This is a genomic window from Falsiroseomonas frigidaquae (assembly GCF_012163145.1).
GTDB lineage: Bacteria > Pseudomonadota > Alphaproteobacteria > Acetobacterales > Acetobacteraceae > Falsiroseomonas > Falsiroseomonas frigidaquae.
The window spans coordinates 425,279-451,136 of sequence record NZ_JAAVTX010000003.1 but is presented as its reverse complement, the minus strand read 5'-3'; the positions used below and the strand labels follow the sequence as shown (position 1 = coordinate 451,136).

Genomic DNA, 25,858 nt, shown 5'->3' with positions numbered 1-25,858 from the left:
CGCTACACTGGCCGGCATGCAGGCATCCCGCTTTGTCGCGGCCATCGTCGCGGCGCAGGTGCTGGCGCAGATCGGCGCCTTCACCCTGCCCGCGCTGCTGCCGGGCTACCTGGCCCGCTGGCAGCTTTCCGCCACCGAGGCCGGCTGGCTGATCGGCGCCTTCTTCGCCGCCTATGTCGCCGCCGTGCCGGTGCTGGTGGCGCTGACCGACAGGTTGCCGGCGCGGCGCATCTACCTGCTGGGCACGGTGCTCACCGCCGCCTCGCATCTCGGCTTCGCCTGGCTGGCGGAGGGGTTCTGGTCCGGCCTCGCGCTGCGGGCGCTGGCCGGCATCGGCTGGGCGGGCTGCTACATGCCGGGGCTGAAGGCGCTGGCGGACAGGCTGGAGGGCGCGGCGCAGTCGCGGGCGGTGTCCTGGCATGCGGCGGGGGTGGGCATTGCCGGCGCGGCCTCCTTCCTCGTGGCCGGTACGCTGGATGCGCTGGCGGGGCCGGAGGCGGCCTTCCTGTTCGGCGGCATCGCCGCGCTGGCAGCCTGCGGCATCGGCGCCGCCGTGCTGCCGGATGCGCGCCCCGCCCGTCGGCCCGGTGCGCTGCTGGATTTCCGGCCGGTGCTGCGCAACCGCCCCGCCATGGCGTGGATCGCCGGCTATACCGTGCACACCTGGGAACTCGCCGCGCTGCGCGCCTGGGCGGTGACCTTCCTGGCGCTGGTCATCGCGCGCCAGGGTGCGCCGGGCTGGCTGCCGGGACCGAATGTGCTGTTCACCATCGCCGGGCTGGTCGGCATCGCCATCTCCATCCTCGGCAACGAGACATCGCAGCGCTTCGGCCGCGGCCGGGTGGTGGCCGCGGCGATGGGGGCGGCGGCGCTGCTGTCGCTGCTCACCGGCTTCTCGGCGCTGGTCTCCGCGCCCTTTGCCGTGGCCTGCGTGCTGGCCTGGAACGCGGCCATCTACCTCGACAGCTCGGCGCTCACGGCCGGCACGGTGCAGGCGGCGGAGCCGGGGTTGCGGGGCGCAACCATGGGGCTGCACAGCATGTGCGGCTATGCCGGTGGCTTCGTCGGGCCAATCGGCGTGGGCGTGGCGCTGGATTGGGCGGGGCCGGAGGCGCTGTCCTCCTGGGGCCTCGCCTTCGGCCATGTGGCGGTGGTGACGCTGCTGGGCCTGCTGGTCCTGCGCCGCCTCGGCCGGCCGGCCTGACGCGCCGCGCCGCCTTCCGCTATGCTTGCTGGCGGAGGCGACCGATGAACGCGATCCTGTCGCATGAGCCGCTGCTGCGCCTGCTGCCCTTCGCCGGAGTCTTCGCCCTGATGGCGGTGGCGGAGGCGCTTTACCCGAGGCGGCCGCGCCAGCACCCGCGCTGGCGGCGCTGGCCTTCCAACCTCGGCATCGTGCTGCTGGATACGCTGGTCCTGCGACTGGTGTTCCCCACCGCGGCGGTGGGCGTGGCCCTGGCGGCGGAGGCGCGGGGCGCCGGGCTGCTGCCCTGGCTCGGCCTGTCCGGCCCGGCGGCGGTGGTGCTGGCCATCCTGCTGCTCGACCTGGTCATCTACCTGCAGCACCGGTTGTTCCACGCCGTGCCGCTGCTGTGGCGGCTGCACCGGATGCATCATGCGGACCTGGATTTCGACGTGACCACCGGGCTGCGCTTCCACCCGCTGGAGATCCTCGGCTCCATGCTCATCAAGCTGGCCGCCGTGGTGGCGCTGGGCGCGCCGGCGGTGGCGGTGCTGCTGTTCGAGATACTGCTGAACGCAACCTCCCTGTTCAACCACGCCAATCTGCGCCTGCCCGCACGGCTGGACCGCGTGCTGCGCCGGGTGCTGGTGACGCCGGACATGCACCGCGTTCATCATTCCGTGGTGCCGCAGGAGACGAACAGCAATTTCGGCTTCAGCCTGGCGATCTGGGACCGGCTGTTCGGCACCTACCGGGCGCAACCCGCCGCCGGACATGCCGGCATGACCCTCGGGCTGGAGGCGTTCCGCGATCCACGCGACCTGCGGCTCGACCGGATGCTGGTGCAACCGCTGCGGGGGCGCTCCGCATCCTTCAGCGGCCGAGCGTCACCCGCCCCGCCGCCCGGCTGATCCGGCCCTGCGCCTCCAGCCTGGACAGGGTACGTTACAGGGTTTCGCGGGTCAGGCCGATCTCGGCCGCGACCGCGGTCCAGCTGCGGTCCAGCGTGACGCCCGGCGGTGCGCCTTCCGCCCGCAGGACCAGCCAGGCCAGGATGCGCTCCGGCGCCGCGCGGATCGCGCGCAGTTCCGCCCGCGCCCGCAGGTCGCGCAGTTGCGCGGTGGGCGGTGGCGCCGCTGATCGGCCGCGGCGCGGGATGGTCCGCAGTATCGTGGTCATCGGCGACAGGCAGAGGCTGCTCCCATTCCCACTCCCCCCGCGATGCGGGGCGCCGGGGTTGATGCGCCGCAAGATGTCCAGGGCCGTTTCCTGCCATGGTCACATCGGATCGCAGGGGACGCCAGTACAGGTGCAGAAGCTCAGGCAGACCGGCGCATGAGCGTCTCCGGCGGCATACCCCAGGCGCGTCATGCGGCGCTGCCCTGGCTGGCGGGCTGCGCCGCCGGGCTTGCGGCCTGGGCGCTGGCGTACAGCCAACTCATCCCGGTCTCGGACTGGCTGGTCTCCCTGCTGCCGCTGGACCGGCACAGCCGGCTGGGCGAGGCCATCGCCTTCTTCCTGTACGACGTCCCGAAGGTGCTGCTGCTTCTGTTGCTGGTGGTCTTCGCCATGGGCGTGGTGCGCAGCTTCTTCTCGCCGCAGCGCACGCGGGCGCTGCTGGCGGGGCGGCGTGTCGGTGTTGGCAATGTCCTGGCCTCGGGGCTCGGCGTGCTGACGCCCTTCTGCTCCTGCTCTGCCGTGCCGCTGTTCATCGGCTTCGTCTCCGCCGGGGTGCCACTCGGCGTCACCTTCTCCTTCCTCATCGCCGCGCCGATGGTGAATGAGGTGGCGCTGGGGCTGCTGTTTGCGCTGCTGGGCTGGCAGGTGGCGCTGACCTATCTCGGCTTCGGCCTCGCCATCGCCATCACCGCCGGCTGGGTGATCGGGCGCCTGCACCTGGAATCCTGGCTCGAGCCCTGGGTGCTGCAGATCCATGCCGGCCCCGCCAGCCTGGAGGAAGCGGCGCCGACCTGGCCGGACCGCATCCGCGCCGGGCTCGACTCCGTGCGCGATATCGTCGGCCGCGTCTGGCACTGGATCATCGCCGGCATTGCCATGGGCGCGCTGATCCACGGCTATGCGCCGGAGGAATTGCTCGCCTCGATCATGGGCAAGGACGCCTGGTGGTCCGTGCCGGCCGCCGTGCTCGTCGGCATCCCGATGTATTCCAACGCCGCCGGCATCATCCCGGTGGTGGAGGCGCTGCTGGGCAAGGGCGCGGCGCTCGGCACCGTGCTGGCCTTCATGATGAGCGTCATCGCGCTGTCGCTGCCGGAGCTGATCATCCTGCGCAAGGTGCTGTCGCCGAAGCTGATCGCGGTCTTCGTCGCGGTGGTCGGTGCCGGCATCCTGGCCGTGGGCTTCCTGTTCAACCTGCTGTTCGCTTGAGGGGTTTCGTCATGAAGGACGTGAAGGTGCTGGGCCCGGGTTGCAAGCGCTGCGATGCTGCGGTGCAGATGGTGCAGGATGCCGCGGCGCAGGCCGGGGTGCCGGTCACCGTCTCCAAGGTCACGGATTACGCGGCGATCGCCGGCTATGGCATCGCCGCCACCCCCGGCATCGTGGTGGATGGCAAGGTGGTGCATGCGGGCGGGCTGCCGAAGCCCGCCGACCTGGCGCGCTGGCTGGCGGGCTGAGGTTCAGCGCGCCCGGGCGAGCAGCCGCTTCGCGCGGTCCACCACCGGCAGGTCGATCATCGCCCCTTCGAAGGCCACCGCGCCCTGGCCTTCCGCCACGGCCTGCTCGAAGGTCGAGATGAGGCGGCGGGCGCGGTCCACGGCTTCGGGGCTCGGCCCGTAGATCTCGTTGATGATCGGCACCTGCGCCGGGTGGATGCATGCGGCGCAGCCGAAGCCCAGCGCGCGGGACCGCCGAAGCGCGGTGCGGTAGGCTTCCGGATCGTCGAAGGATGCGAAGGCGCCGAGCGAGCCCATCGGCGTGATCCCCGCCCCGCGCGCCGCCAGCAGCGCCAGCATCGCCGGCAGGTACAGGCTGTCGGCGGAGGGCACCGCCTCCATCTCCGTCGCCAGATCCTCCCCACCCACGCCGAGCGCCACCACGCGTGGATCGGCGCGGGCGATGTCCGGCAGGCGGGGCAGCGCCTCCGCCGTCTCGACGATGGCCAGGAAGCGCGTCGGCGCGCGGCCGTGCCGGACCTCGGCGGCGGCGGCCAGCTCCGCCAGCAGGCGCACATGCTCCGGCCCCATCACCTTGGGCAGCATCAGCGCGGTTGCGCCGGCGGCGATCGCGGCCTCGATATCCGGCACGGCGAGGTCCAGTGGGCGGTTGATGCGGACGCAGATGGTGGCCCCCGCCTGGCCGACCTGCGCCGCCGCGGCGGCCAGCGCCGCGCGGGCCTCCGCCTTGCGCGCGGGCAGGATGGAATCCTCCAGGTCGAGGATGATGACATCGGCCTGCCGCGTATGCGCCTTGGCGACGAAGCGCTCGGCCAGCACGGGCACGAACAGCAGCGACCGCCAGCGGGCGGGGTGGTCGGTCATGCCTGGTCCTCCGTGGTGGTGACGATGCCGGCGGCGATCATGCGGTCGATCGCATCTTCCGCCACGCCGAGTTCCCGCAACACGGCGCGGGAGCTTTCGCCGAGGCGCGGCGCGGGCAGCGCATCCTGCCGCATGCCGCCGCTGAAGCGGTTCGGCGTGGCGGTGCGGCGGATGCGGCCCTCGCTCGGGTGATCCTCCGGCGCGAAGAAGCCGGTGGCGGCGAGGTGCGGATCCTCCAGCAGGTCGTCCAGGCTGTTGTAGGCGGCCGCCGGCACATCCGCCGCGCCGAGGATCACCAGCCAATCCGCCGTGGTTTTCTGCCGCATCGCGGCGGCACGGATCGCCAGGTACTCGGCGGCATTCGCGGTGCGCGCGGCGGCGGAGAGGAAGCGCGGATCGGTCTTCAGCTCCGGCCGGCCGATCGCATCGAAGAAGGCGAAGGCCTGGGCGTTGGTGTTGGGGCCGACGGTGATGTAGCCATCCTGCGTCGGCACCGGCCGGTAATCCGGGCTCAGCAGCCGCCCATCGCCCAGCGGCCCCACCGGCGGGTCGAAGGTGCCGGCGCCGAGATGCTCGCTCATGACGAAGGAGGCCATGTTCTCGAACATCGGCACCTCGATCGCCTCGCCCACGCCGCTGCGTTCGCGGCGGAACAGGGCGAAGCCGATGCATTGCGCGGCGATCAGCCCGGTGATGTGGTCCGTCATCACCATCGGCACGAAGCGCGGCTCGCCATTGGCGCGGTGGAAGGTGCCGGCGACGCCGGACAGGCTCTGGATGATCGGGTCGTAGGCCGGGCGGTTGAAATAGGGGCCGCCGCGACCGAAGGCGAGGATGGAGCAATGCACCAGGCGCGGGTTGATCGCGCGCAGCGCCTCCCACCCCAGCCCGGCGCGGTCCAGCGCATTGGGGCGGATGTTGCTGACGAAGACATCCGCGGTGCGGATCAGCGCCAGCAGCGCCGCCTGGCCCTCCGGATGCTTGATATCCACGCAGAAAGACCGCTTGTTGCGGTTGAACTGGATGAACTTGCCGGACATGCCGGGGTTGCGGCTGCCCTGCGCCATGGTCCGCAGCAGGTCGCCGCCGCCCGGCGCCTCCACCTTGATGACCTCCGCCCCCTGATCGGCGAGGGTGCGGGAGCAGATCGGGCCGACCACGACGGAGGTGAGGTCCACCACCCGCACGCCCTCCAGCGGGCCACCACTCATGCGCCGAATTCCAGTTCCATCTCGGCCGCCAGCGTGCCGTCCGGCGCCGCGGCCCAGGCCGCCATCTTGCCGTCCTGCGGCGCCGCGCCGGCCAGCGTCACGGTCTGACCCACGAAAAGCGGCCGCCGCAGCCGCGCGGTGAAGCCCAGCAGCGGTCCCGGCGCGCGCTTCAGCGCGGCATCGACGATCAGGTGCATGGTCAGCCCGCCATTCTGCACCGTGGCGGGATAGCCCTCCGCATCGCGCGCATAATCCGCATCGTAGTGGATGCGATGGCTGTTCCAGGTGACGGCGGAGTAGCGAAAAACCAGCACGGGATCGAGCAGGATCGCATCAGACCAGGCCGCGCCATCCGGCGCCGGCACGGGCGGCGTGCTGGCGCTTTTCGCGCCGGGTGGCACGGCTTCGCGGTACACCGCATCGAACTCATCGACCGCGAGGATCACACCTCGTGCGGAAATGGTCTGGCGCATGGTCAGCACGACGATCTGGCCTGTGCGCGCCTGCTTCGGCTCGATCGCCGCCACCTCGATGGTCTTGGTCGCGGCGTCGCCCACCTGCAGCGCGCCATGGATGCGCGTGCGGCGGCCGGCGCCCATGCGGCGGGGCAAGGGGATCGGCGGCAGGAAGGCGCCGCGGCGCGGGTGGCCATCCGGCCCGATCTCGCTCTGCCGCGCGACATCGGCGAAGAACAGGCTGAACCAATGCGGCGGCAGCGTGCTGCCCGGGCCGAAGCTGTCCGGGTCCAGATCCAGCATGCCGGCGATGCGGCGCACCGCCGGCAGCGTGATCTCCTCCGCCACCACGCGGGACCGGCCGATCCAGCCACGCAGTTCCGGCATGGCGGCCGTAACGGCGTCACTCATTGGGCGGACAGGTTCAGGCGGCGGATCATCGGCACCCAGAGATTGGCCTGCGCCAAGGCGCGATCCTCCGCCTGTTCGGGCGTGTTGGCCGGGGCCGGGTCGGCGCCGACGCGGGCGAATGCCGCCTGCAGTTCCGGCGAGGCCAGCGCCTCGTTCAGGGAACGGTTGAGCCGCAGCACGACCTCCGGCGGCGTGCCGGAATGCGCCATCAGGCCGAACAGGTTCAGCGCCTCATACCCCTGCACCACCTCGCCGATCGCCGGCACCTCCGGCCAGTTCGGCGAACGCCGCGGGCTGGTGACGCCAAGGGCGCGGATCGCCGGATCCGCCTTCACCGGCTCCGCCTCCGGCAGCCCCACCAACCGGGCCTGCACGCGGCCGGCGAGCAGGTCCGTCATGCCCTGCGTGCTCTGCCGGTAGGGCACATGGGTCATCTCCAGCCCCGCCTTCTCGCTCAGCAGTTCCATCGACAGATGCGTCGTCGCGCCGATGCCGGAGGAGGCGTAGTTCAGCTTCCCCGGATTGCCCCGCGCATAGGCGATGAACTCCGCCAGGTTGCGCGCCGGCACGCTGGAATGGACCAGCAGGATGTTCGGCGTGGTGGCATACAGCCCGACCGTCACCAGGTCCCGCGCATGGGCGAAGGGCAGGTTGGGGCGCAGCGCCTCGTTGATCGCCTGGGTGTTCCGCGTGCCGACGAGGATGGTGTAGCCATCGGCCGGCGACCGCACCACCGCCTCCGCCGCCACCACGCCGGCGGCCCCCGGGCGGTTGTCCGGCATCACCGTCTGGCCGAGGTTGCGGGACATGGCATCCGCCACGATGCGCGCCACCACATCGGTCTGCCCGCCGCCGCCATAGGGGATCATCATGCGGATCGGCCGGTCTGGCCAAGCGGCGCGTGCCAGGCGGGGCGCGGCCAACAGGCCAGCGGTGGCGCCCAGCAGGGCGCGGCGGTGCAGCTTCGGCATCCGATTTCCTCCATCCGGTTTTGCCGCAGTCTAGACTCGCCCTGCGCTGCGTGGTGCATCGCATATGTGATGTTGACGGAGGGAAGCCGTGCCACGCGAAGGCTTCGTGAAATCCGCGCAGCGGACGCTGGAGGTGCTGGAGCTGTTCGCCGGCACCCACCGCGCGGCGACGGTGGCGGAGGTGGCGCGCGACCTCGGCTATCCGCAATCCAGCACCTCCATCCTGCTCGCCGACCTGGCCCGCCTCGGCTACCTGGAACAGGATTCCACGAGTCGCGCCTATCGCCCGACGCTGCGCGTCATGCTGCTGGGTGGCTGGATGCAGGACCGGCTGATCGGCGAGAGCAGCCTGCTGCGGCGGATGGAGACGCTGCGCACGCGCCACGACGTGACGGTGCTGATCGGCATGCAGGCCGGCGCGCGGGTGCGTTACATCCTGACCCTGCGCCGCCCGGCCGCCGGCCTGCAGATGCGCGCCGGCATGACGCGCGCCATCGGCCGCGCCGCGGTGGGCAAGGCGCTGCTGACGCTGAAGACGGATGCCGAGGCGCAGCGCATCCTGCGCCGTGCCAATGCCGAGGAAGCGGACCCCGCCCGCCGCGTGGACATCGCCGCCGTGATGGACAGCCTGCGCCAGGCCCGCGCCTGCGGCTGGGTGGAAAGCGGCGGCGCCGTGGTGCCGGGCCAGAACGTGCTCGCCATGCCCCTGCCGCCACTGCCGGAACATCCGCGCCTGGCCATCGGCCTGGGCACGACGGAGGCCGAGGTGGCGCGGCGGCGGGACAGCCTGGTTACCGCGCTGCGGGATGTCTGCGCGGCGCTGCAGCGCGAAGCCGCGCGCCGCGCACCGGATCAGCCGGAAGGGAAGTCGTAGAGCCGCGCCGGCGTGTCCACCAGGATGCGCTGCCGCAGGGCCGCATCCGGCGTCCAGTCCAGGAACACCTGCAGCAGCCGCGCCGCATCCGGGCGGCCGCCATCCGGGCGGGGATGCGGCCAGTCCGTGCCCCAGACCAGCGCATCCGGATTGGCGGCGACCAGCGCATCATGGAAGGGCTTCGCCTCGGCGTAATCCGGCCCCAGCGCGCCGAGGCGGTAGGTGCCGGAGACCTTGGCGTGGTAGCGCCCCTCCGCCACGCCACGCCGCAGCGCCTGGAAGCCGGGATCGGCCACGCCATGGCTGTGATGCATGCGGCCCATATGGTCGATCACGATCGGCACCGGCAGCTTCGCCAGCCGCGGTTCCAGCTCGGGCAGGTGCCGCGCATCGATCCAGAGTTGCAGGTGCCAGCCGAGCTCGACCATCACCGGCATCAACGGCTCGATCTCCGCCAGCCGCACGCCGCCGTGGTAGGCAGCGGCGCCGTCACGGCGGTATTCATTGGCGCGCAGCCCGCGGATGCCGTCGCGATGCATCGCCCGCAGCGTCTCCGCCGTCGCCTCGCTGCCCACCACGGCGATGCCGCGCAGACGGTCCGGCGCGCGCTTCAGCGCATCCAGCGTGCAGGCATTGTCGCGGTCATAGGCGGAGGGCTGCACGATGACGCCGCGATCCAGCCCCAGCCGGTCGAGCAGCGCCAGGTAGTCCTCCAGCGTCTCATCCTCCGGCGTGTAGGATCGCGGCTCCGCATAGGGGAAGCGCGCCGCCGGGCCGAAGATGTGGCAGTGGCAGTCCGTCGCGCCGGCCGGGATGCCGGGCTTCATTCCGGACGAATGCCGGCAGCCTGCGCGGCGGCGCGGGACCGTTCCAGATCCTCCGCGATGTAGCGGGCGAAGCCGGCCGGCGTGGCCAGCGCGCCGGCCGCCGTCTCACCACCCATGCCCGTCATGCGCGCCTGGAAGGCCGGCAGCTGCACGATGGCGGAGACGGCCTCGCCCAGCTTCCGCAGCGCCTCGGGCGGCGATCCGCCGGTGGCGAGCAGGCCGACATAGGACCCGGCCGTGAAGTTCGCGACGCCCTGTTCCGCCATGGTCGGCACATCCGGCAGCGCCGCAAGCCGCGCGGCCGAGGCCACGGCGACGATGCGCGCCTGGCCGGCGCGGTGCAGCGGCAGGGCGGTGGAGAATTCGGTGAACAGCAGCGGGATGTTGCCGGCCATGAAATCCGGCACCGCCGCGCCGCCGCCACGATACGGCACATGCAGCAGCTTTGCGCCGCTGGCGACGATGAAGGCTTCCAGCGACAGATGCGTGGCACTCGCCACGCCCGCGGTGCCGACGCCCAGCGCATCCGGCTGGGCGCGGGATGCGGCGACCACATCGGCGACACTACGATAGGGCGAGGATGGCTGCACAACCAGGCAATGCGGCACCTGCATCGCCATGCCGACCGGCGCGAAATCCTTCGCCGCATCATAGGGCAGCCGGGCCTGCACCACCGGGTTGACGCTGAGCGGGCCGTTCGAGCCGATCAGCAGCGTGTAGCCATCCGGCTGGGCGCGGGCCACCGCCTGCGCGCCGACGCTGCCGCCGGCGCCCGGCCGGTTCTCCACCACCACGGGCTGGCCGAGCCGTTCCTGCAGCAGCGGCTGCATCAGCCGGGCGATGGTATCCGCATTGCCGCCGGCCGCGAAGGGCACGATGACGCGCACCGGCCGGTCCGGCCAGGCGGCGAGGGCAGGCATCGCGCGCAAGGCGGGCAGCGTGGCGGCGGCGGCCAGTAGGGCGCGGCGGTTCATCATGACGGGTTCCTCGACGTCTATCGTTGCGCCCATCATGCCATCGGCGGGGGGATTGGCAAACCTGCCCTCAACTCCCCGGCGATTCCGCCAGGTCCTGCACCCGGCACGCGCCGAGCATGCGCAGCCGGCCCGCGAGGTCGCGCAGCGCCTCGCGCAGCCCTTCCTCCAGCACCGGATGGTAGAACGGCATGGTCAGCGCCTGCGGCACCGTCATGCGCTGTTGCACCGCCCAGGCGAGCAGATGCGCCAGGTGCTCCGCGCCAGGGCCCGCCATCTCCGCGCCGAGCAGCACGCCGTCGCGCCGGTCGGCATAGACGCGCAGCAGGCCGCGATTGCGCCCGATGACCCGGGCGCGGCCCTGCTTCTCGAAGGAGACCTCGCCGATGGTGCTGCAATCCGCCGGAAGCTGGTCGTGGTGCAGCCCGACCATGGCGATCTGCGGATCGGTGAAGGCGATGGAAAGCGGCGTGCGGCGGGCCTGGCGCTGCACATCCGGCCAGCGCAGCGCATTGTCGCCGGCGATGCGCCCCTCATCGGCGCCCTCATGCAGCAGCGGGATGTGGCCGGCGACGTCGCCGGCAAGGAAGATCGGCGCATCGCCGCATTGCGCCGTCGCGGCATCCACCGCCGGCATGCCCTTGTCGTCCAGCGCCAGACCGCTCGCCGCCAGGTCCAGCCCCTGCAGGTTCGGCCGGCGCCCCGCCGCGACCAGCACCTGGCAGAACTGCTCCTGCCGTTCCGCGCCATCGGCCGTGCGCCAGCGCAGCAGCAGGCCGCCCGCTTCCGGCGTCGCGTCCAGCATCTCGGTCTTGAGGCGCAGGTCCAGCTCCTGCGTGAAGGCATGCCGCGCAACGCGCGCCACCTCGGGGTCGGTGAGCGGCCCGACATCGTCGAAGGGCGAGAAGAAGACCACGCGCACGCCGAGCCGCTGCATCGCCTGGCCGAGTTCCAGCGCGATGATGCCGGTGCCGATCACCGCGAGGCTCTCGGGCAGGTCCGGCAGGTCGAAGATGGTGTCGCTGGTCAGGACATGTTCGCGCACCGCGGCGAAGGGCGGCGGCACGAAGGGCGCGCTGCCGGTGGCGACCACCACGGCGCGGGCCTGAACCCGGGTATGGCCGCCGACCTCCAGCGTTGTCGGGCCGGTGAAGCGGGCCTGGCCAAGCAGCCGCTGATCCGCCGGAATCCGCTCGGTTCCCTTGACCACGCCAGCCACGAAGCTGTCGCGTTCGCGCTGCAGGCGCGCCATTACTGCCCTGCCGTCGATGCGCGCCGTCGCCTGCACGCCGAACAGCGCGGCGCCGGCCACCGCATGCGCGGCTTCCGCGGCGGCGATCAGCAGCTTGGACGGCATGCAGCCGACGCGGGCACAGGTGGTACCATAGGCGCCGCCCTCGATCAGCAACGGGCGACCGCCCTGCTTCTCCACCGCACGGCGCGCATTCAGCCCGGCGGTGCCGGCGCCGATGATCGCGACGTCGACATTTCTCGTGTCCATGGGCATTCCTCCCGAGGCGCTCAGAACGGCAGCACCGTGGTGCCGCGATCGGTCATGCGCCGCGCCATCTCCGGCGGCTGGGCCGGGCGCACGCCCTCGATCAGCGCCTCCGGCCCGACGCCGGCATTGGGCAGGTACAGCGCGCAGACCTCGGTGCGCACGCCGGCACGCACCAGGCCGGCCAGCATCTGCGCCGGGGTCGCGTTCATCGGCCGCAACGGGGTGGTGGCGGGCGCCTCGCGCCGCGCAAGGTCGCCGGCCGGTCCGCACAGCATCACCTCCACCGTCGCGCCCTGCTGGCGCATGGCGCCGAGCAGCACGAAGGCCATGCCCTGCACCTGCGGCTCCGCCGTGGTGACCAGGGCGAGTATGCGCGGCGCTTCCTGCGCCAAGCCGGGCGATGTGGCAGCCAGCAGCATCAGCGCGGCGCGCGCAAGCACGTTGCGGGTCATCACGGGATCCTTTTTGCGAGGATTGGAGCGGCGGCTCATCGGAGCGTCGCCTTGATGGCAAGGCCGACGACGCCGAGCGCCGCGACGCTCGCCGCCCAGATCAGAACAAACCACAGCAGGCGCGACTGCAGGCCGCGCGGGCCCTGGCTCAATGGTAGCCCCCCACGGACTTCACCTTGCCGCGGAACACCCAGTAGGCGTAGGCGGTATAGGCCAGGATCATCGGCACCAGCACGGCGGCGCCGACCAGCAGGAAGGCCAGGCTGTTATCCGGTGCGGCCGCGTCGCGGATCGTCACCGCATGCGGCACCATGTAGGGGAAGAAGCTGATCCCGAGGCCGATGAAGCACAGCACGAACAGCGCCAGCGATGCCAGGAAAGGTGTCAGCTCGCGCCGTTGCGTCAGCCCGCGCAGCAGCAGGAAGGCCGCGCCCAGCACGGCCAGCGGCACCGGCCCTGCCAGCAGCACCTGCGGCCAGCCGAACCAGCGTTCGGCATAGAGGCGGTCGAGGAAGGGCGTCCACAGGCTGACCGCGCCGATCAGCAGCAGCGTCGCCGGGGCGACCCAGAAGGCGATGTGGTAGGCGCGGCGCTGGACATGTTCCTCGGTCTTCCAGATCAGCCAGGTGGCACCGAGCAAGGCATAGCCGATGACCAGCGCCACCCCCGTCAGCAGGCTGAACGGCGTGAGCCAGTCCCACCAGCCGCCGGCATAGGCGCGGCCTTCCACCGCGATGCCCTGCACCAGCGCGCCCAGCGTCACGCCCTGTGCGAAGGCGGCGAGGATGGAGCCGAAGGCGAAGGCCCAGTCCCACAGGAACTGGCCACGCTTGGTGCGCCAGCGGAATTCGAAGGCGACCCCGCGGAACACCAGCGCCAGCAGCATGACGATGATCGGCACGTACAGCGCCGACATGATGATGGCATAGGCCAGCGGGAACACCGCGAGCAGCCCGCCGCCGCCCAGCACCAGCCAGGTTTCGTTGCCGTCCCATACGGGGGCGACGGAGTTCATCGCCTCGTCGCGATCCGATTCCTCCGCCAGCAGCGGGAACAGGATGCCGACGCCGAGGTCGAAGCCGTCCAGCACCACATAGGCCAGCACCGCGAAGGCGATCAGAGCGGCCCAGATCATCGGCAGGTCGAGGGTCATGGCTATTCTCCTACTCGCCAGCCGGCAGGGCGTTCTTCGACGCCATGACCGGGCCGGGCATGATGCCGCCGGCGCGCACCGGCTCCTCCGCCGGCAGTCCGGGCTCGGCCGGTATCGGCGCGTGGTTCATCAGCCGCAGGATGTAGTAGGTGCCGGCGCCGAACAGCAGGAAGTAAACGACGACGAAGGCGACCAGCGAGGATCCCACCGCGGCGGCCGCGATCGGCGAGACGGAGTCCGCGGTGCTGAGCAGGCCGTAGACGGTCCAGGGCTGGCGGCCGACCTCCGTGGTGATCCAGCCGGCAAGCACCGCGGCGAAGCCGGAGGGGCCCATCAGCACCGCCGCGCGGTGCAGCCATGGCATGTCGTACAGCCGGCCGCGCCAGCGCGCCCACAGGCTCCAGAGCCCCAGGCCGAGCATCAGGAAGCCGATGCCGACCATGATCCGGAAACTCCAGAACACGATGCTGACGGGCGGCCGCTGGTCTTCCGGCCATTCGTTCAGGCCGCGCACCACGCCATTCCATTCATGCGTCAGGATGAGGGAGCCGAGATTGGGGATCTGCACCCGGTAGTCGACGCGGCCCTCCGCCGGGTTGGGGATGCCGAACAGGATCAGCGGCGCGCCCGCATGGGTCTCGAAATGTCCCTCCATGGCGGCGACCTTGGCGGGCTGGTGTTCCAACGTGTTGAGGCCGTGGAAGTCGCCCGCCATGATCTGGATCGGCGCGACGATCGCGGCCATCCACATCGCCATGGAGAACATGATCCGCGCCGCCTGGTTGCCGCGGTCGCGCAGCAGGTGCAGCGCGCCGACCGCGCCGACCACCAGGGCGGTGGTCAGGTAGGCGGCCAGCACCATGTGCACCAGGCGATAGGGGAAGGATGGGTTGAAGATCACCGCCCACCAGTCGGTGGCGACGAACTGCCCGACATCGTTGATCGCGTAGCCCGCCGGCGTCTGCATCCAGCTGTTCACCGACAGGATCCAGAAGGCCGACATGAAGGTGCCCAGCGCCACCATCAGCGTCGCCAGGAAATGCAGCTTCGGGCCGACGCGGTCGCGGCCGAACAGCATGACGCCGAGGAAGCCCGCTTCGAGGAAGAAGGCCGAGAGCACCTCGTACCCCATCAGCGGGCCGATCACGGGGCCGGCCTTGTCCGAGAAGACGGACCAGTTCGTGCCGAACTGGTAGCTCATCACGATGCCGGAAACGACGCCCATGCCGAAGGTGACGGCGAAGATCTTCTTCCAGTAGTTGAACAGGTCGGTGAAGACCGGCCGCCCGGTCCGCAGCGCCAGCCCGTTCAGCACCGCCAGATAACTGGCCAGCCCGATGGTGAAGGCGGGGAAGATGATGTGCGCGCTGACCGTGAAGGCAAACTGGATGCGTGCGAGCAGTAGAGCTTCGAGACCGAACATGGGGACCCCGCTAAACCGTCATCGGACGGGAAGGTTATTGCGATTGCGGCAGAAAAGCAATACGCTGCATGTCGGTTATCTCGTGAAGGACGACCTGTGCGCCTGACCCAGTATTCGAACTATGCGCTCCGTACCTTGCAATTCGCCGCGGTTCGCGCGCCGGCAATCGTGACCGTGGAGGATGTCGCCCGCGCGCATGGAATCTCGAAGGCGCATCTGGTGAAGGTGGCGGCGGAATTGGCGCGGCGCGGCTATGTGGAGAGCATTCGCGGCCGCAATGGCGGCATGCGCCTGGCCCGGCCGGCGGAACAGATCACGGTGGGCGAGGTGGTGCGCTGGACCGAGGCGCCGCTCGAACTGGTCGAGTGCTTCAACCCCGAGACCAACACCTGCCCGCTGCTCGGCGCCTGTCATCTGTCGCGTGGCCTGCAGCGGGCACTGCGCGCCTTCCTGTCGGTACTGGATGACCTGACCATCGCGGACATCGCCTACAACCGCGCCGCGCTGCTGGCGCGGCTGGACCTGGCGGAGCCGGCGGGTTCCGTGCCGCAGGTGGCCGGCGCGCAGTAGAGGCGGTAGAGCGTCTCCAGGATCGCCGCCACCTCGGCGCTCGCCAGGCTGTACAGGATGGTCTGCCCCTCCCGCCGCGTCGCGACCAGGCCGAGGTCGCGCATCCGCGCCAAGTGATGCGACAATGCGGTGGGTGTCAGGCCGACCAGCGCCGCCAGCTGCCCGACGGATTGCTCGGCATGCAGCAGGTGGCACAGCGCCAGCAGCCGCTTAGCGTTGGACAGCGTCGCGAGCAGCCGCGCTGCGCCTTCCGCCCTCCCTGCCATCACGTCAAATGCGGTATCCGGCATCTCGCTTTTCATCTTGACACCTTAGAAGATGCGCAGATACAAAGTCCAGCACGAACACGCTGGAGGACACACATCATGGCCAATGTCGGTTCCGTCGATCGCGCCCTTCGCTTCCTGCTCGGCGTCGTGCTGGTCGCCGCCCCCTTCCTTTTCGTCGAGACCTTCGCGCCGCTCGGCGTCTGGCGTTTCGCATTGGTGGCATGGGGCGTGGTGATGCTTGGCACCGCCATCTTCCGCATCTGCCCGGCCTACATGCTGTTCGGCATCCGCACCTGCGCCGCGGGCAAGGCCTGACATGATCGCGACCGACTTCACCCCGGTCGCGTCGCTGCTCGGCGGCGCACTGATCGGCGCCGCCGCCGTGGCGCTGATGGCGGCGAATGGCCGCATCGCCGGCATCAGCGGCTTCGCCGCCCGCCTGCTGCCACCCTATGCCGACAACGGCCTGGCCGGCCGCTTCGCCTTCGTGCTCGGCATCGTCCTGGCGCCGCTGCTGGTTGGGCTTGCCACCGGTAGCCTGCCGGTGCCGCAGATCGAGGCTTCCGCGCCGCTGCTGCTGATCGGCGGCCTCCTGGTGGGCTTTGGCGCGGTCTGGGGCAATGGCTGCACCTCCGGCCACGGCGTCTGCGGCCTGGCGCGGCTCTCGCCGCGGTCGCTGGTCGCGACCTCGGTCTTCATGGCGACCGCGATCGCCACCGTCTTCCTCACACGCCACCTGATCTGAGGCCAGCCATGGTCATTCTCGCGCAATTCGTCATCGGCCTCGTGCTGGGCCTCGGCCTTGTCATCGCCGGCATGTCGAACCCGGCGAAGGTGCTGAACTTCCTCGACCTCGCCGCCATCCCGACCGGCGGCTGGGATGCCAGCCTGGCCTTCGTCCTGGGTGGCGCCGTCGTGGTGACCTTCATCGGCTACCGCCTGGTGCTGCGCCGGGACCGCCCGATCTTCGACAGCCGTTTCCACCTGCCCACATCGACCGCGATCGACACGCGCATCCTCGTGGGCCCGGCGATCTTCGGCATTGGCTGGGGCCTGGCCGGCTTCTGCCCTGGCCCGGCGCTGACCGCGCTGACCACCGGCGGGCCGCCGGCCTGGCTGTTCCTGGCCGCCATGTTCGCCGGCATGGCGGGCGCCCGCTGGCTCGCCGCGCGGGAGCCTGCCCCCAGCCCCGTCCCGCATCGTTCCTGACCCGACGCAACGCAACAACAGGAGACGCCCCATGAACGCCATCCCGCATCGCGTGGACCTGTCCGTGAAGCCCGAGGTGACGGCCTTCTTCGATGCGCCGACCAACACCATCAGCTACGTGGTCAAGGACCCGGCCTCGAATGCCTGCGCCGTGGTCGATTCCGTGATGGACATCGACTACGCCGCCGGCCGCATCAGCCATGACAGCGCCGACGCCATCATCGCCCATATCCGCGCGCATGGGCTGAAGCTGGAATGGCTGATCGAGACGCATGTACATGCCGATCATCTCTCGGCCGCGCCCTACATCCAGGACAAGCTCGGCGGCCGCATCGGCATCGGCGAGAAGATCACCGTGGTGCAGGAGGTCTTCGGCAAGGTCTTCAACGAGGGCACCGAGTTCCGCCGCGACGGCAGCCAGTTCGACCGTCTGTTCAAGGATGGCGACAGCTACGCCATCGGCGGCCTGCAGGCCTTCGTGCTGCACACGCCCGGTCATACGCCGGCCTGCACCACGCATGTGATGGGCGATGCCGCCTTCGTCGGCGACACGCTGTTCATGCCCGATGGTGGCTCCGCCCGCGCCGACTTCCCAGGCGGCGATGCGCGCACGCTGTTCCGCTCCATGCGCCGCATCCTGCAACTGCCGCCGGAGACGCGGCTGTTCATGTGCCACGACTACGGCCCCAACGGTCGCGAGATCCGCTGGGAGAGCACGGTGGCCGAGGAACGCGCCCACAACATCCATGTGCGCGACGGCATGACGGAGGAGGAGTTCGTCGCGATGCGCGAAGCGCGCGACCGTACCCTTGGCATGCCGCGCCTGATCCTGCCCTCGCTGCAGGTCAACATGCGCGCCGGCGCCCTGCCGCCGGCCGAGCCGAATGGGCGGGTCTTCCTCAAGGTGCCCGTCAACGCCCTCTGATCCCTCGTCGCCAAGGACACGGACATGACCGAACAGACCGCCACCCTCGCCTTGCCCGGGCTGAACCGTCCGGCGCCCGACTTCGCCGCCAATACCACGGATGGGCCGCGCAGCCTGGCCGACTACAAGGGAAGCTGGCTGGTGCTGTTCTCCCACCCGGCCGATTTCACGCCGGTCTGCACCACCGAATTCATCGGCTTCGCGCGGCACCACGACCAGTTCAAGGCGATCGGCTGCGAGCTGCTCGGCCTGTCGATCGACAGCATCTTCGCGCATATCGCCTGGATCCGTAACATCGAGGAGAAGTTCGGCGTCGTCATCCCCTTCCCGATCATCGAGGATCTGTCGATGAAGGTGGCGCATGCCTATGGCATGGTGCAGCCGGGTGCGAGCGATACCTCCGCCGTCCGCGCCACCTTCGTGATCGATCCGCAGGGCATCCTGCGCGCCATGCTCTACTACCCGATGAGCAATGGCCGCTCGGTCGCCGAGATCCTGCGCCTGGTGAAGGCGCTGCAGGCCAGTGACACGCAGAAGATCGCGACGCCGGAGAACTGGGCGCCCGGCGAGGACGCCATCGTGCCGCCGCCGAAGACCGCCGAGGCGGCGCGCGCGCGTGCCGGCGAGGGCTTCGCCACGACCGACTGGTACTTCAGCACTCGCAAGGTCGCCTGACCTCATCGAAGACAGGCCCGACGCAAGGGCCGGCAGGGAGGAAACGAATGACCATCAGGGCCATCAACGACGCGCTGTCCGTCTCGCCGCAGATCGCCGTCGCCGACATCGCCGACGCCGGCTTCCGCTCGGTGATCTGCAACCGGCCCGATGGCGAGGGCGCGGACCAGCCGGCCTTCGCCGAGATCGAGGCGGCAGCGCGCGCCGCCGGGCTGCAGGTGGCCTACCAGCCGGTCGTTTCCGGCATGGTGAAGGACAGCGACGCGCAGGATTTCGGCCGGGCCTTCGCGGCGCTGCCGAAGCCCGTCCTCGCCTATTGCCGCAGCGGCACGCGGTCCGCCACGCTGTGGTCGCTGTCACAGGCCGCCGAGGGACGCCCGCTGCCGGACATCCTCTCTGCCACCAAGGGCGCCGGCTATGACATGGCGGCGGTGGCGCGGCGTATTGCCAATGGCGGTCGTACGCCGACCGATGCGGCGGATGCGACGCATGAGGTGGTGATCATCGGCGGCGGCGCGGCCGGCATCGCGCTGGCCTCCAGCCTCAAGGCGCGCAAGCCGGACCTCGATATCGCGCTGATCGACCCGGCCGATATCCACTACTACCAGCCCGGCTGGACCATGGTCGGCGGCGGCATCTTCGACCCGGCGACGACGGCCAGGACCATGGCCTCGCTCATTCCCCCGGGCGTGCGCTGGATCAAGGCCGCCGTCGCCGCCTTTGAGCCGGAGAAGAACGCGCTCATCCTGGATGGGTGCCGCGTGGTGAAGTATCGCGCGCTGGCCGTGGCGCCGGGCATCAAGCTGAACTGGGCCGGCATCGAGGGGCTGACGGAGACGCTGGGCCGCAACGGCGTCACCTCCAACTACCGCTACGACCTGGCGCCCTATACCTGGGAATGCGTGCGGGGCTTGAAGGCCGGCCGCGCCGTCTTCACCCAGCCGCCGATGCCGATCAAATGTGCCGGTGCGCCGCAGAAGGCGCTGTATCTCTCGGCCGACCACTGGCTGCGGTCGCGCCGGCTGAATGACATCGCGGTCGATTTCTACAATTCCGGCGCGGTGCTGTTCGGCGTGAAGGAGTATGTGCCGGCGCTGATGCGCTACATCGAGCGGTATCATGCGCAACTGCATTTCCAGCATACGCTGGTGAAGGTGGATGGCCCGGCGCGGCGTGCCTGGTTCCGCCGCGCCGACGCGGAGGGCGGGACCAGCATGGTGGAGACCGAGTTCGACATGCTGCATGTCGTGCCACCGCAGATGGCGCCCGACATCATCCGTGTCTCGCCGCTGGCCGATGCGGCGGGCTGGATCGACGTGGACCAGGCGACGCTGCGCCACAGGACGCTCCCCGGCATCTACGGCCTGGGCGATGCCTGCAGCGCACCGAACGCGAAGACCGCCGCGGCCGCCCGCAAGCAGGCGCCGGTGGTCGCGCATAATCTGCTGAAGGATCTCGGCCTGATCCAGGGGGCGGATGCCGTCTATGACGGCTACGGTTCCTGCCCCCTGACGGTGGAGCGGGGGAAGATCGTGCTCGCGGAATTCGGCTATGGCGGCAAGCGCCTGCCGAGCTTCCCGTCCTGGCTCATCAAGGATACCGAGCCGAGCCATCTCGCCTGGCTGCTGAAGGAACGCATGCTGCCGCCGATCTACTGGAAGGCGATGCTGCGCGGGCGGGAATGGATGGCCAAGCCGCAGATGGCCGGCTGATACCATGCGCCACCTCGCACGCTTCCTGCCGATCCTCGAATGGGCACCGCGCTACACGCGGGCGGAGGCGGTGAACGACCTGTTCGCCGCCATCATCGTCACCATCATGCTGGTGCCGCAGAGCCTGGCCTACGCCATGCTGGCCGGCCTGCCGCCGGTGGTGGGGCTGTATGCCTCCATCCTTCCGCTGGTCGCCTATGCGCTGTTCGGCACCAGCCGTACGCTGGCGGTCGGGCCGGTCGCCGTGGTGTCGCTGATGACGGCGGCGGCGGTGGCGCCGATCGCTTTGGCGGGCTCGGCCGAGTATGTCACGGCGGCGATCACGTTGGCCTTCCTGTCGGGCCTGGTGCTGCTGGCGATGGCCGTGCTGCGGCTGGGCTTCCTGGCGAACTTCCTGAGCCATCCGGTGATCTCCGGCTTCATCACCGCGTCGGGCATCCTGATCGCGGCGAGCCAGCTCAAGCATATCCTCGGCATCCGGGCGGAGGGTGACACGCTGCCGCATATCGTGGCGGGGCTGGCGCAGGGGCTGGGCGGGACGAATGCTGCGACGCTGCTGATCGGCGTCGCCGCGACCGGCTTCCTGTTCTGGTCGCGGCAGTCGCTGAAGCCGTTGCTGCTGCGCGCCGGGCTGGGCCGGCGGCTGGCGGACCTGCTGGCCAAGGCGGGGCCGCTGGCGGCCATCATCCTGTCGATCCTGGCGGTGGTGGTGCTCGGTCTCGATGAGGCCGGGGTGCGGATCGTCGGCGAAATTCCCGCTGGCCTGCCGCCCTTCGCACTGCCCAGCTTCGACCCGGCGCTGTGGCTGCAGCTTCTTCCGGCGGCGGTGCTGATCAGCCTGGTGGGCTTCGTCGAATCCGTCTCCGTCGCGCAGACCCTGGCGGCAAAGCGGCGGCAGCGCATCGTGCCGAATCAGGAGCTGGTGGGGCTGGGCACCGCCAACCTGGCGGCCGCGGTCTCCGGCGGCTACCCGGTGACGGGCGGCTTCGCGCGATCCGTGGTCAATTTCGACGCGGGTGCCGCGACGCCGCTGGCGGGTGCGGCGACCGCGGCCGGCATCCTGGCCGCGACGCTGTTCCTGACGCCGCTGTTCCGCTTCCTGCCTCAGGCGGTGCTGGCGGCCACCATCATCGTCGCCGTGCTGTCGCTGGTCGATTTCGCCGCGATCCGCCGGACCTTCGTCTATTCGAAGGCGGATTTCGCGGCGATGGCGACCACCATCCTGCTGGTGCTGTTCGTCGGCGTGGAGGCCGGGATCATCGCGGGGATGGCGCTGTCGCTGCTGCTGTTCCTGTGGCGCACCAGCACGCCGCACATCGCGATAGTCGGCCAGGTGCCGGGCACCGAGCATTTCCGCAATGTCGACCGGCACCGCGTGATCACCAACCCGGCGCTGCTGTCGATCCGGGTGGATGAGAGCCTGTATTTCGCCAATGCGCGCTTCCTGGAGGATCGCGTCATCGCGGAAGTCGCGGCGCGTCCGGGCCTGCGGCATGTCGTGCTGATGTGCTCGGCGGTGAACCTGATCGACGCCAGCGCCCTGGAAAGCCTGGAGGCGATCGCGGACCGGCTGCGCTCCGCCGGCATCGGCTTCCACCTCTCCGAAGTGAAGGGCCCGGTGATGGACGCGTTGCAGCGGTCGGATTTCTTCGACCACTTCAAGGGGCAGGTGTTCCTGTCCCAGCACGAAGCCTGCGCGACGCTGCTGGGTGATGCAGTTCCGGCCCAGCCGGTGGCGGCCGACGCGGCCGGATGACAGGCGCCGCCTGGCCGGGCTGAACGCGACCTCGGCGCGGCCGACCTGCCGCGCCGAAGACGCTTGTGGAAGCGGTGCGGGGCCGGGACATGCGCACCGCGAAGCCGTGAAGGGACATGAGCAGTGACGACCTGTCAGGGGCCGGCCCACTCCTCTCACGACGCGCTTCGCGAGTGCCGCATGGTGGGCCCGCTTGCGCGTATGGCCGATCAATTCTCCCCGGCGCCCTGGCGGCGGCGGAGGACCATGCCGCCGTGATGCAGTGTGTTCAGGTCGACGAAGTCGCCATCGGCGGTGAAGCCGGTGTCGTCCCAGTATTCGATATGCGTGCGCGTCACTTCGTAGCGGCCTTCGTAGGCGCGCTCGCGCCTGCCGCGGGCCTCGACATAACGGCCGCCTGGCAGGAGTTCGTGGCGCACGCGGCCGTCCTCCGTCACCCACATTCCGGCATAGGGATGATTGGTCTGCATGGCAGGTTCCCCGGCTTCAGCGGATTGCCCCAGCAGCGTGCCGGTCAGCAGGATTGCGAATGCACGGCGCATCGTTCCCGACGGCCGGCCGCGTGGCGGCGCGATCGGCGCGTCATGCGAGGCAGACGGGCCGGCCTCGACCGAGGCTTTCCCGCCGTTCAGGATGTGGCGCGTCCGCATCAGCCGCGGCCAGGCACGCGGCTGGGCGTGGCCGCGAGGAAGGGCCTGTCCGTCGCTCCGGGCACCGAGCCGTCCGAGCCGATCAGCGCAAGGCGGCTGCGTTCGATGCCGGCCGGCACCCAGACCGTGGCGGACCCCTCGCCGGATCCGATGGTGAACGGAACCTGGCCCTGCCGTGGCGCCTGCGCGAATGCGGTGTCGAGGTGCCGGAGCTGCACGTTCTCGCCGCTGCCGGAGACGGCCACGCGGCCGCCGCCGACGAGGTTGCCCTGGCCGGCAGGGCCGTAGTCGATCTCGATATTCTCGCCGGAGCCGGTGGTGCGGGGGTAGAGGTCATCGGCCAGAGCGGGAGCGCCGAAGCACAGGGCAAGTGCGGCGACGGCGGCCGCGGTGAAATGGAAGCGGGGCATCACGATTCTCCTTGATCCACCACCGGAGATGCCCGGCGGCTGGCCAGGAGATGTGCTGCCCCTGGCCCCGGATAATCGGTCGCTCTCCAACATCACCGTTCATCAGGGCGAACAATGCCCGCCCAGACTCCTCGGCCGGCCCGCTACCTCACGTCCCGGAAGACCTCCGCCAGCCAATCGATGAAAACCCGCACCCTGGGCGCGAGGTGCCTCGCCCGAGGATACAGCACCGAGATCGGCAGCGGCACCGGCGGATGCTGGGGCAGCACGATCTGCAGCTGGCCGGATGCAAGCTCGCTTTCGAAGCGGTAGCGCGGTGCCTGGATCAGGCCGAAGCCGGCGATCGCCGCCGCCGCGTAGGTTTCGGCCCCGCCCACCGTCAGCGCGCAGGGCAGCTTCACCTCCCGCACCGCCTGGCCGACGGTGAATTCCAGCGGCAGGACGGAGCCGCTGGCCGAGGAACGGAAGCCCACCATGCGATGGCCCTCGAAGTCATCCAGGCCGCGCGGAACGCCGTGCCGCGCGAGATACGCCGAGGAGGCGCAGGTGATCTCCTCCAGCTCGGTCACGCGGCGCGAGATCATGTCGCTGTCGGTGAGTGTACCGGCCCGGACCACGCAATCCACACCCTCCCGCAGCAGGTCGACGTAGCGGTCGCCGTCGCTCATGAAGAGCTCGATCTCCGGATAGGCCTCGAGAAAGGCCGGGAGCCGCGGCACGATGAAGCGACGGGCCAGCGTGCCGTGCGCATCGACATGCAGCCGGCCGCGCGGGCGGGAGCCGGAGAAGGCGCTCTCGGCGTCCTCCAGCTCGGCCAGCAGGCGCGTGCACTCGGCGTAGTAGGCCCCCCCATCCGGGGTCGGCACGACCGTCCGCGTGGTCCGCTGGAGGAGCTGTACGCGCAGCCGCGCCGTCGAGCGCCTTCACCGCGCCAGTCACGGTGGAGCGTGGCATGGCGAGGTCCTCGGCGGCCTTGGTGAAGCTGCGCCGCTCCACGATGCGGACAAAGATCCGCATGGCGTTGAACAGGTCCATTTCTCACGATCCATCGTCGAATGCTTCGACATAGGGTGCCCCGGGGGGCGGGCATCGCCCCGGCGCGTGCCTGGCCGGGACGCACCACCCGTCATCCTGGCCAGGTTCGCTCATGCCGGTCTCAAAGGTGGCTCATCGTCCACGCAATGGTGCCGAACTTCCGAAGCTGTCATCCCCCATCATATTCGATGGATGTGGACCAGGTCGGCGTGGTCGGCGTTGCGGCGGTCATCTCCAAAGCCGTCCTTCATGCCATCGGATAGCGCCTGCGCGATCTGCCGGTCCGGATCGAGCATGTCATGTAGTTGTGCCTCGAAATGCTTAGCCGCAACACTCACCTGCTGGCCCGGCACCTGCTGGCCCGGCACCTTTTGGGGGTGTGACGACAGCGAAGGACAGGGGAGGGACGGCTCGAGCGGACTGCCGCCCCGCCGACGAACATCCAACGGAGCACCCGACATGAAGATCCTGATGGTTCTGACCTCGCACGACCAGCTCGGCGACACCGGCCGCAAGACCGGCTTCTGGCTCGAGGAACTCGCTGCACCCTATTACGTGTTCAAGGACGCCGGTTGCGAGATCACGCTCGCCTCCCCGAAGGGCGGCCGGCCGCCCCTCGATCCCAAGAGCGCCGAAGCCGATTTCCAGATCGATGCGACGCGCCGCTTCGAGGCGGATAACGAGGCGAATGCGGCGCTGGCGAACACCGTGCGGCTTGCCGATGTCACGTCCCGCGATTTCGACACGGTCTTCTACCCGGGCGGCCATGGTCCGATGTGGGATCTGGCGGAGAGCCGGGATTCGGCCGATCTGATCGAAGCCTTCGTCGCGGCGGACAAGCCGGTCGCTCTGGTCTGCCACGCGCCGGGCGTGCTGCGGCACGTGAAGACCGCGGAGGGCCGCCCGCTGGTCGAGGGCAGGAAGGTGACCGGTTTCACCAACACCGAGGAAGCCGGCGTCGGCCTTGCCAAGGTGGTGCCCTTCCTCGTCGAGGACGAACTGAAGGCGAAAGGCGGCATCTATTCGAGCGGTCCGGACTGGGGGCCCCATGTGGTGCAGGACGGCCTGTTGATCACCGGTCAGAATCCGGCCTCGTCCGCCAGCGCCGCGCAGCGTCTGCTTGAGGCAGTCAGGCGCCCGCTCGCGCGATAGGCCCGATGAACCAACTGCAGACGGACCGACCGACCTGCCCTGCGTGACAGCGCGCATCCCGATCGGCGCGGATGCGCCAGGCACCAACAACCAGGAGCAATCTCATGACCAAGCGCGAAGCCATATTCCCGGCCGGCCGCCACGCCCTGTATGAGGCGCATGGCTATTCCGCCGCGATCCGCTCCGGCGATCTTCTATTCGTTTCCGGCCAGGTCGGCAGCCGCGAGGATGGCAGCCCCGAGCCGGACTTCGAGCGCCAGGTCCAGCGGGCCTTCGACAACCTCGCGGCGACGCTCAGGGCCGCCGGCTGCGGTTTCGAGGACATCCTCGACGTGACCAGCTTCCACACGGACCCGGAGCGCCAGTTCGAGGCGGTCATGAAGGTCAAGAACCAGCACTTCCCCGAACCGCCCCACCCGGCCTGGACGGCGATCGGGGTCACCTGGCTCGCCGGGTTCGACTTCGAGATCAAGGTGATCGCGCGGATTCCCGGGCGGGCATAGCCGGCCAGCATCGCCCATTGGCCATCCGTCCATCGCGCCGATCCCGGGCGCCGTGCG

At 70.2% G+C, this 25,858-nt stretch carries 32 protein-coding genes and 1 pseudogene; 15 read left to right on the top strand and 18 right to left on the bottom strand.

What is annotated here, in order from left to right; genetic code table 11:
* Positions 1-16 precede the first annotated feature (16 nt).
* Both HB662_RS11205 and HB662_RS11200 read left to right on the top strand, forming a co-directional pair.
* Positions 17-1,204 (top strand): MFS transporter, encoded by a 1,188-nt coding sequence (locus tag HB662_RS11205; protein WP_168049793.1) that lies wholly within the window; start codon positions 17-19, stop codon positions 1,202-1,204.
* A gap of 44 nt (positions 1,205-1,248) precedes the next feature.
* Positions 1,249-2,094: a sterol desaturase family protein gene (locus HB662_RS11200; RefSeq protein WP_168049792.1), complete on the top strand. Its 846-nt coding sequence runs from the start codon at positions 1,249-1,251 to the stop codon at positions 2,092-2,094.
* 34 nt (positions 2,095-2,128) lie between these two features.
* On the opposite strand, the gene HB662_RS11195 is transcribed toward HB662_RS11200, so the two are convergent.
* Complete coding sequence (locus HB662_RS11195) at positions 2,129-2,362, bottom strand: cyclic nucleotide-binding domain-containing protein (RefSeq protein ID WP_168049791.1); 234 nt, start codon at positions 2,360-2,362, stop codon at positions 2,129-2,131.
* A 156-nt stretch (positions 2,363-2,518) separates the two neighbouring features.
* Between HB662_RS11195 and HB662_RS11190 the strand changes: the two genes are divergently transcribed.
* Positions 2,519-3,571 carry a permease gene (locus tag HB662_RS11190; RefSeq protein WP_168049790.1) on the top strand — a complete coding sequence of 351 codons (1,053 nt, stop codon included), beginning with the start codon at positions 2,519-2,521 and terminating at the stop codon, positions 3,569-3,571.
* Between the two features lie 11 nt (positions 3,572-3,582).
* Positions 3,583-3,819 carry a thioredoxin family protein gene (locus HB662_RS11185; RefSeq protein WP_168049789.1) on the top strand — a complete coding sequence of 79 codons (237 nt, stop codon included), beginning with the start codon at positions 3,583-3,585 and terminating at the stop codon, positions 3,817-3,819.
* A 3-nt stretch (positions 3,820-3,822) separates the two neighbouring features.
* Here HB662_RS11185 and HB662_RS11180 read toward each other — a convergent pair whose 3' ends face one another.
* The 4 genes from HB662_RS11180 to HB662_RS11165 are packed head-to-tail and all read right to left on the bottom strand — an operon-like array spanning position 3,823 to position 7,731.
* Positions 3,823-4,683: an HpcH/HpaI aldolase/citrate lyase family protein gene (locus tag HB662_RS11180; RefSeq protein WP_168049788.1), complete on the bottom strand. Its 861-nt coding sequence runs from the start codon at positions 4,681-4,683 to the stop codon at positions 3,823-3,825.
* Entirely contained in the window at positions 4,680-5,894 is a 1,215-nt protein-coding gene (locus HB662_RS11175) for a CaiB/BaiF CoA transferase family protein (RefSeq protein ID WP_168049787.1), read from the bottom strand. Before HB662_RS11175 ends, HB662_RS11180 begins: the two co-directional genes overlap by 4 nt.
* Positions 5,891-6,760 (bottom strand): MaoC family dehydratase N-terminal domain-containing protein, encoded by an 870-nt coding sequence (locus tag HB662_RS11170; protein ID WP_168049786.1) that lies wholly within the window; start codon positions 6,758-6,760, stop codon positions 5,891-5,893. Before HB662_RS11170 ends, HB662_RS11175 begins: the two co-directional genes overlap by 4 nt.
* Positions 6,757-7,731 carry a Bug family tripartite tricarboxylate transporter substrate binding protein gene (locus tag HB662_RS11165; RefSeq protein ID WP_168049785.1) on the bottom strand — a complete coding sequence of 325 codons (975 nt, stop codon included), beginning with the start codon at positions 7,729-7,731 and terminating at the stop codon, positions 6,757-6,759. Before HB662_RS11165 ends, HB662_RS11170 begins: the two co-directional genes overlap by 4 nt.
* Before the next feature lie 88 nt (positions 7,732-7,819).
* Between HB662_RS11165 and HB662_RS11160 the strand changes: the two genes are divergently transcribed.
* Positions 7,820-8,605, top strand: coding sequence for a helix-turn-helix domain-containing protein (locus HB662_RS11160; RefSeq protein WP_168049784.1), 786 nt, complete (start codon positions 7,820-7,822; stop codon positions 8,603-8,605).
* On the opposite strand, the gene HB662_RS11155 is transcribed toward HB662_RS11160, so the two are convergent.
* The 7 genes from HB662_RS11155 to HB662_RS11125 form a co-directional block, all read right to left on the bottom strand.
* Positions 8,584-9,432, bottom strand: coding sequence for an amidohydrolase family protein (locus HB662_RS11155; RefSeq protein WP_168049783.1), 849 nt, complete (start codon positions 9,430-9,432; stop codon positions 8,584-8,586). The two genes, HB662_RS11160 and HB662_RS11155, sit on opposite strands and share 22 nt — an antisense overlap.
* On the bottom strand, positions 9,429-10,409 hold the full coding sequence (locus tag HB662_RS11150; RefSeq protein ID WP_209443232.1) for a Bug family tripartite tricarboxylate transporter substrate binding protein: 981 nt from the start codon (positions 10,407-10,409) through the stop codon (positions 9,429-9,431). Before HB662_RS11150 ends, HB662_RS11155 begins: the two co-directional genes overlap by 4 nt.
* Before the next feature lie 67 nt (positions 10,410-10,476).
* Positions 10,477-11,907, bottom strand: a complete 1,431-nt coding sequence (locus HB662_RS11145; protein ID WP_168049782.1) for a dihydrolipoyl dehydrogenase — start codon at positions 11,905-11,907, stop codon at positions 10,477-10,479.
* A gap of 20 nt (positions 11,908-11,927) precedes the next feature.
* Positions 11,928-12,359 carry a hypothetical protein gene (locus HB662_RS11140; RefSeq protein WP_168049781.1) on the bottom strand — a complete coding sequence of 144 codons (432 nt, stop codon included), beginning with the start codon at positions 12,357-12,359 and terminating at the stop codon, positions 11,928-11,930.
* Positions 12,360-12,394: 35 nt separating this feature from the next.
* Positions 12,395-12,511, bottom strand: coding sequence for a DUF2474 family protein (locus HB662_RS11135; protein ID WP_209443231.1), 117 nt, complete (start codon positions 12,509-12,511; stop codon positions 12,395-12,397).
* Complete coding sequence (cydB, locus tag HB662_RS11130; protein ID WP_168049780.1) at positions 12,508-13,512, bottom strand: cytochrome d ubiquinol oxidase subunit II; 1,005 nt, start codon at positions 13,510-13,512, stop codon at positions 12,508-12,510. The genes HB662_RS11135 and cydB overlap by 4 nt, the downstream gene beginning before the upstream one ends.
* Before the next feature lie 10 nt (positions 13,513-13,522).
* Entirely contained in the window at positions 13,523-14,935 is a 1,413-nt protein-coding gene (locus HB662_RS11125) for a cytochrome ubiquinol oxidase subunit I (protein ID WP_168049779.1), read from the bottom strand.
* A gap of 96 nt (positions 14,936-15,031) precedes the next feature.
* Between HB662_RS11125 and HB662_RS11120 the strand changes: the two genes are divergently transcribed.
* On the top strand, positions 15,032-15,505 hold the full coding sequence (locus tag HB662_RS11120) for an Rrf2 family transcriptional regulator (protein WP_168049778.1): 474 nt from the start codon (positions 15,032-15,034) through the stop codon (positions 15,503-15,505).
* Here the strand turns inward: HB662_RS11120 and HB662_RS11115 are convergent.
* Positions 15,424-15,795: an ArsR/SmtB family transcription factor gene (locus tag HB662_RS11115; protein WP_168049777.1), complete on the bottom strand. Its 372-nt coding sequence runs from the start codon at positions 15,793-15,795 to the stop codon at positions 15,424-15,426. The genes HB662_RS11120 and HB662_RS11115 overlap by 82 nt on opposite strands.
* A gap of 75 nt (positions 15,796-15,870) precedes the next feature.
* Here HB662_RS11115 and HB662_RS11110 point away from each other — a divergent pair, with 75 nt between their 5' ends.
* The 7 genes from HB662_RS11110 to HB662_RS11080 are packed head-to-tail and all read left to right on the top strand — an operon-like array spanning position 15,871 to position 22,051.
* Positions 15,871-16,089 carry a YgaP family membrane protein gene (locus HB662_RS11110; RefSeq protein ID WP_209443230.1) on the top strand — a complete coding sequence of 73 codons (219 nt, stop codon included), beginning with the start codon at positions 15,871-15,873 and terminating at the stop codon, positions 16,087-16,089.
* Between the two features lies 1 nt (position 16,090).
* Positions 16,091-16,519: a YeeE/YedE family protein gene (locus HB662_RS11105; protein WP_168049776.1), complete on the top strand. Its 429-nt coding sequence runs from the start codon at positions 16,091-16,093 to the stop codon at positions 16,517-16,519.
* Between the two features lie 8 nt (positions 16,520-16,527).
* Positions 16,528-16,983 (top strand): DUF6691 family protein, encoded by a 456-nt coding sequence (locus tag HB662_RS11100; RefSeq protein ID WP_168049775.1) that lies wholly within the window; start codon positions 16,528-16,530, stop codon positions 16,981-16,983.
* A 31-nt stretch (positions 16,984-17,014) separates the two neighbouring features.
* Positions 17,015-17,908 carry an MBL fold metallo-hydrolase gene (locus tag HB662_RS11095; RefSeq protein WP_168049774.1) on the top strand — a complete coding sequence of 298 codons (894 nt, stop codon included), beginning with the start codon at positions 17,015-17,017 and terminating at the stop codon, positions 17,906-17,908.
* A 24-nt stretch (positions 17,909-17,932) separates the two neighbouring features.
* Complete coding sequence (locus HB662_RS11090; RefSeq protein ID WP_168049773.1) at positions 17,933-18,583, top strand: peroxiredoxin; 651 nt, start codon at positions 17,933-17,935, stop codon at positions 18,581-18,583.
* Positions 18,584-18,630: 47 nt separating this feature from the next.
* Complete coding sequence (locus HB662_RS11085; RefSeq protein ID WP_168049772.1) at positions 18,631-20,295, top strand: bifunctional protein tyrosine phosphatase family protein/NAD(P)/FAD-dependent oxidoreductase; 1,665 nt, start codon at positions 18,631-18,633, stop codon at positions 20,293-20,295.
* Between the two features lie 4 nt (positions 20,296-20,299).
* The gene (locus HB662_RS11080) at positions 20,300-22,051 is read left to right on the top strand and encodes a SulP family inorganic anion transporter (RefSeq protein WP_168049771.1); all 1,752 of its coding nucleotides are present in this window, start codon (positions 20,300-20,302) and stop codon (positions 22,049-22,051) included.
* A 209-nt stretch (positions 22,052-22,260) separates the two neighbouring features.
* Here the strand turns inward: HB662_RS11080 and HB662_RS11075 are convergent, their stop codons facing one another.
* The 5 genes and pseudogenes from HB662_RS11075 to HB662_RS11060 form a co-directional block, all read right to left on the bottom strand.
* A complete protein-coding gene (locus tag HB662_RS11075; RefSeq protein WP_168049770.1) occupies positions 22,261-22,593 on the bottom strand; it encodes an Atu4866 domain-containing protein in 333 nt (110 codons plus the stop codon).
* Between the two features lie 107 nt (positions 22,594-22,700).
* Entirely contained in the window at positions 22,701-23,111 is a 411-nt protein-coding gene (locus HB662_RS11070; protein ID WP_168049769.1) for a hypothetical protein, read from the bottom strand.
* Between the two features lie 143 nt (positions 23,112-23,254).
* The gene (locus HB662_RS11065) at positions 23,255-23,977 is read right to left on the bottom strand and encodes a LysR substrate-binding domain-containing protein (RefSeq protein WP_342449488.1); all 723 of its coding nucleotides are present in this window, start codon (positions 23,975-23,977) and stop codon (positions 23,255-23,257) included.
* Between the two features lie 100 nt (positions 23,978-24,077).
* Positions 24,078-24,128: pseudogene (locus HB662_RS29945) on the bottom strand (hypothetical protein); the annotation flags it as partial.
* Positions 24,129-24,325: 197 nt separating this feature from the next.
* On the bottom strand, positions 24,326-24,607 hold the full coding sequence (locus HB662_RS11060; RefSeq protein ID WP_168049768.1) for a hypothetical protein: 282 nt from the start codon (positions 24,605-24,607) through the stop codon (positions 24,326-24,328).
* On the opposite strand from HB662_RS11060, the gene HB662_RS11055 reads away from it, so the two are divergent.
* Together HB662_RS11055 and HB662_RS11050 are read left to right on the top strand one after the other, a co-directional pair.
* A complete protein-coding gene (locus tag HB662_RS11055) occupies positions 24,606-25,298 on the top strand; it encodes a type 1 glutamine amidotransferase domain-containing protein (protein ID WP_168049767.1) in 693 nt (230 codons plus the stop codon). The two genes, HB662_RS11060 and HB662_RS11055, sit on opposite strands and share 2 nt — an antisense overlap.
* Before the next feature lie 104 nt (positions 25,299-25,402).
* The gene (locus HB662_RS11050; protein WP_168049766.1) at positions 25,403-25,801 is read left to right on the top strand and encodes a RidA family protein; all 399 of its coding nucleotides are present in this window, start codon (positions 25,403-25,405) and stop codon (positions 25,799-25,801) included.
* Positions 25,802-25,858: the final 57 nt, after the last annotated feature.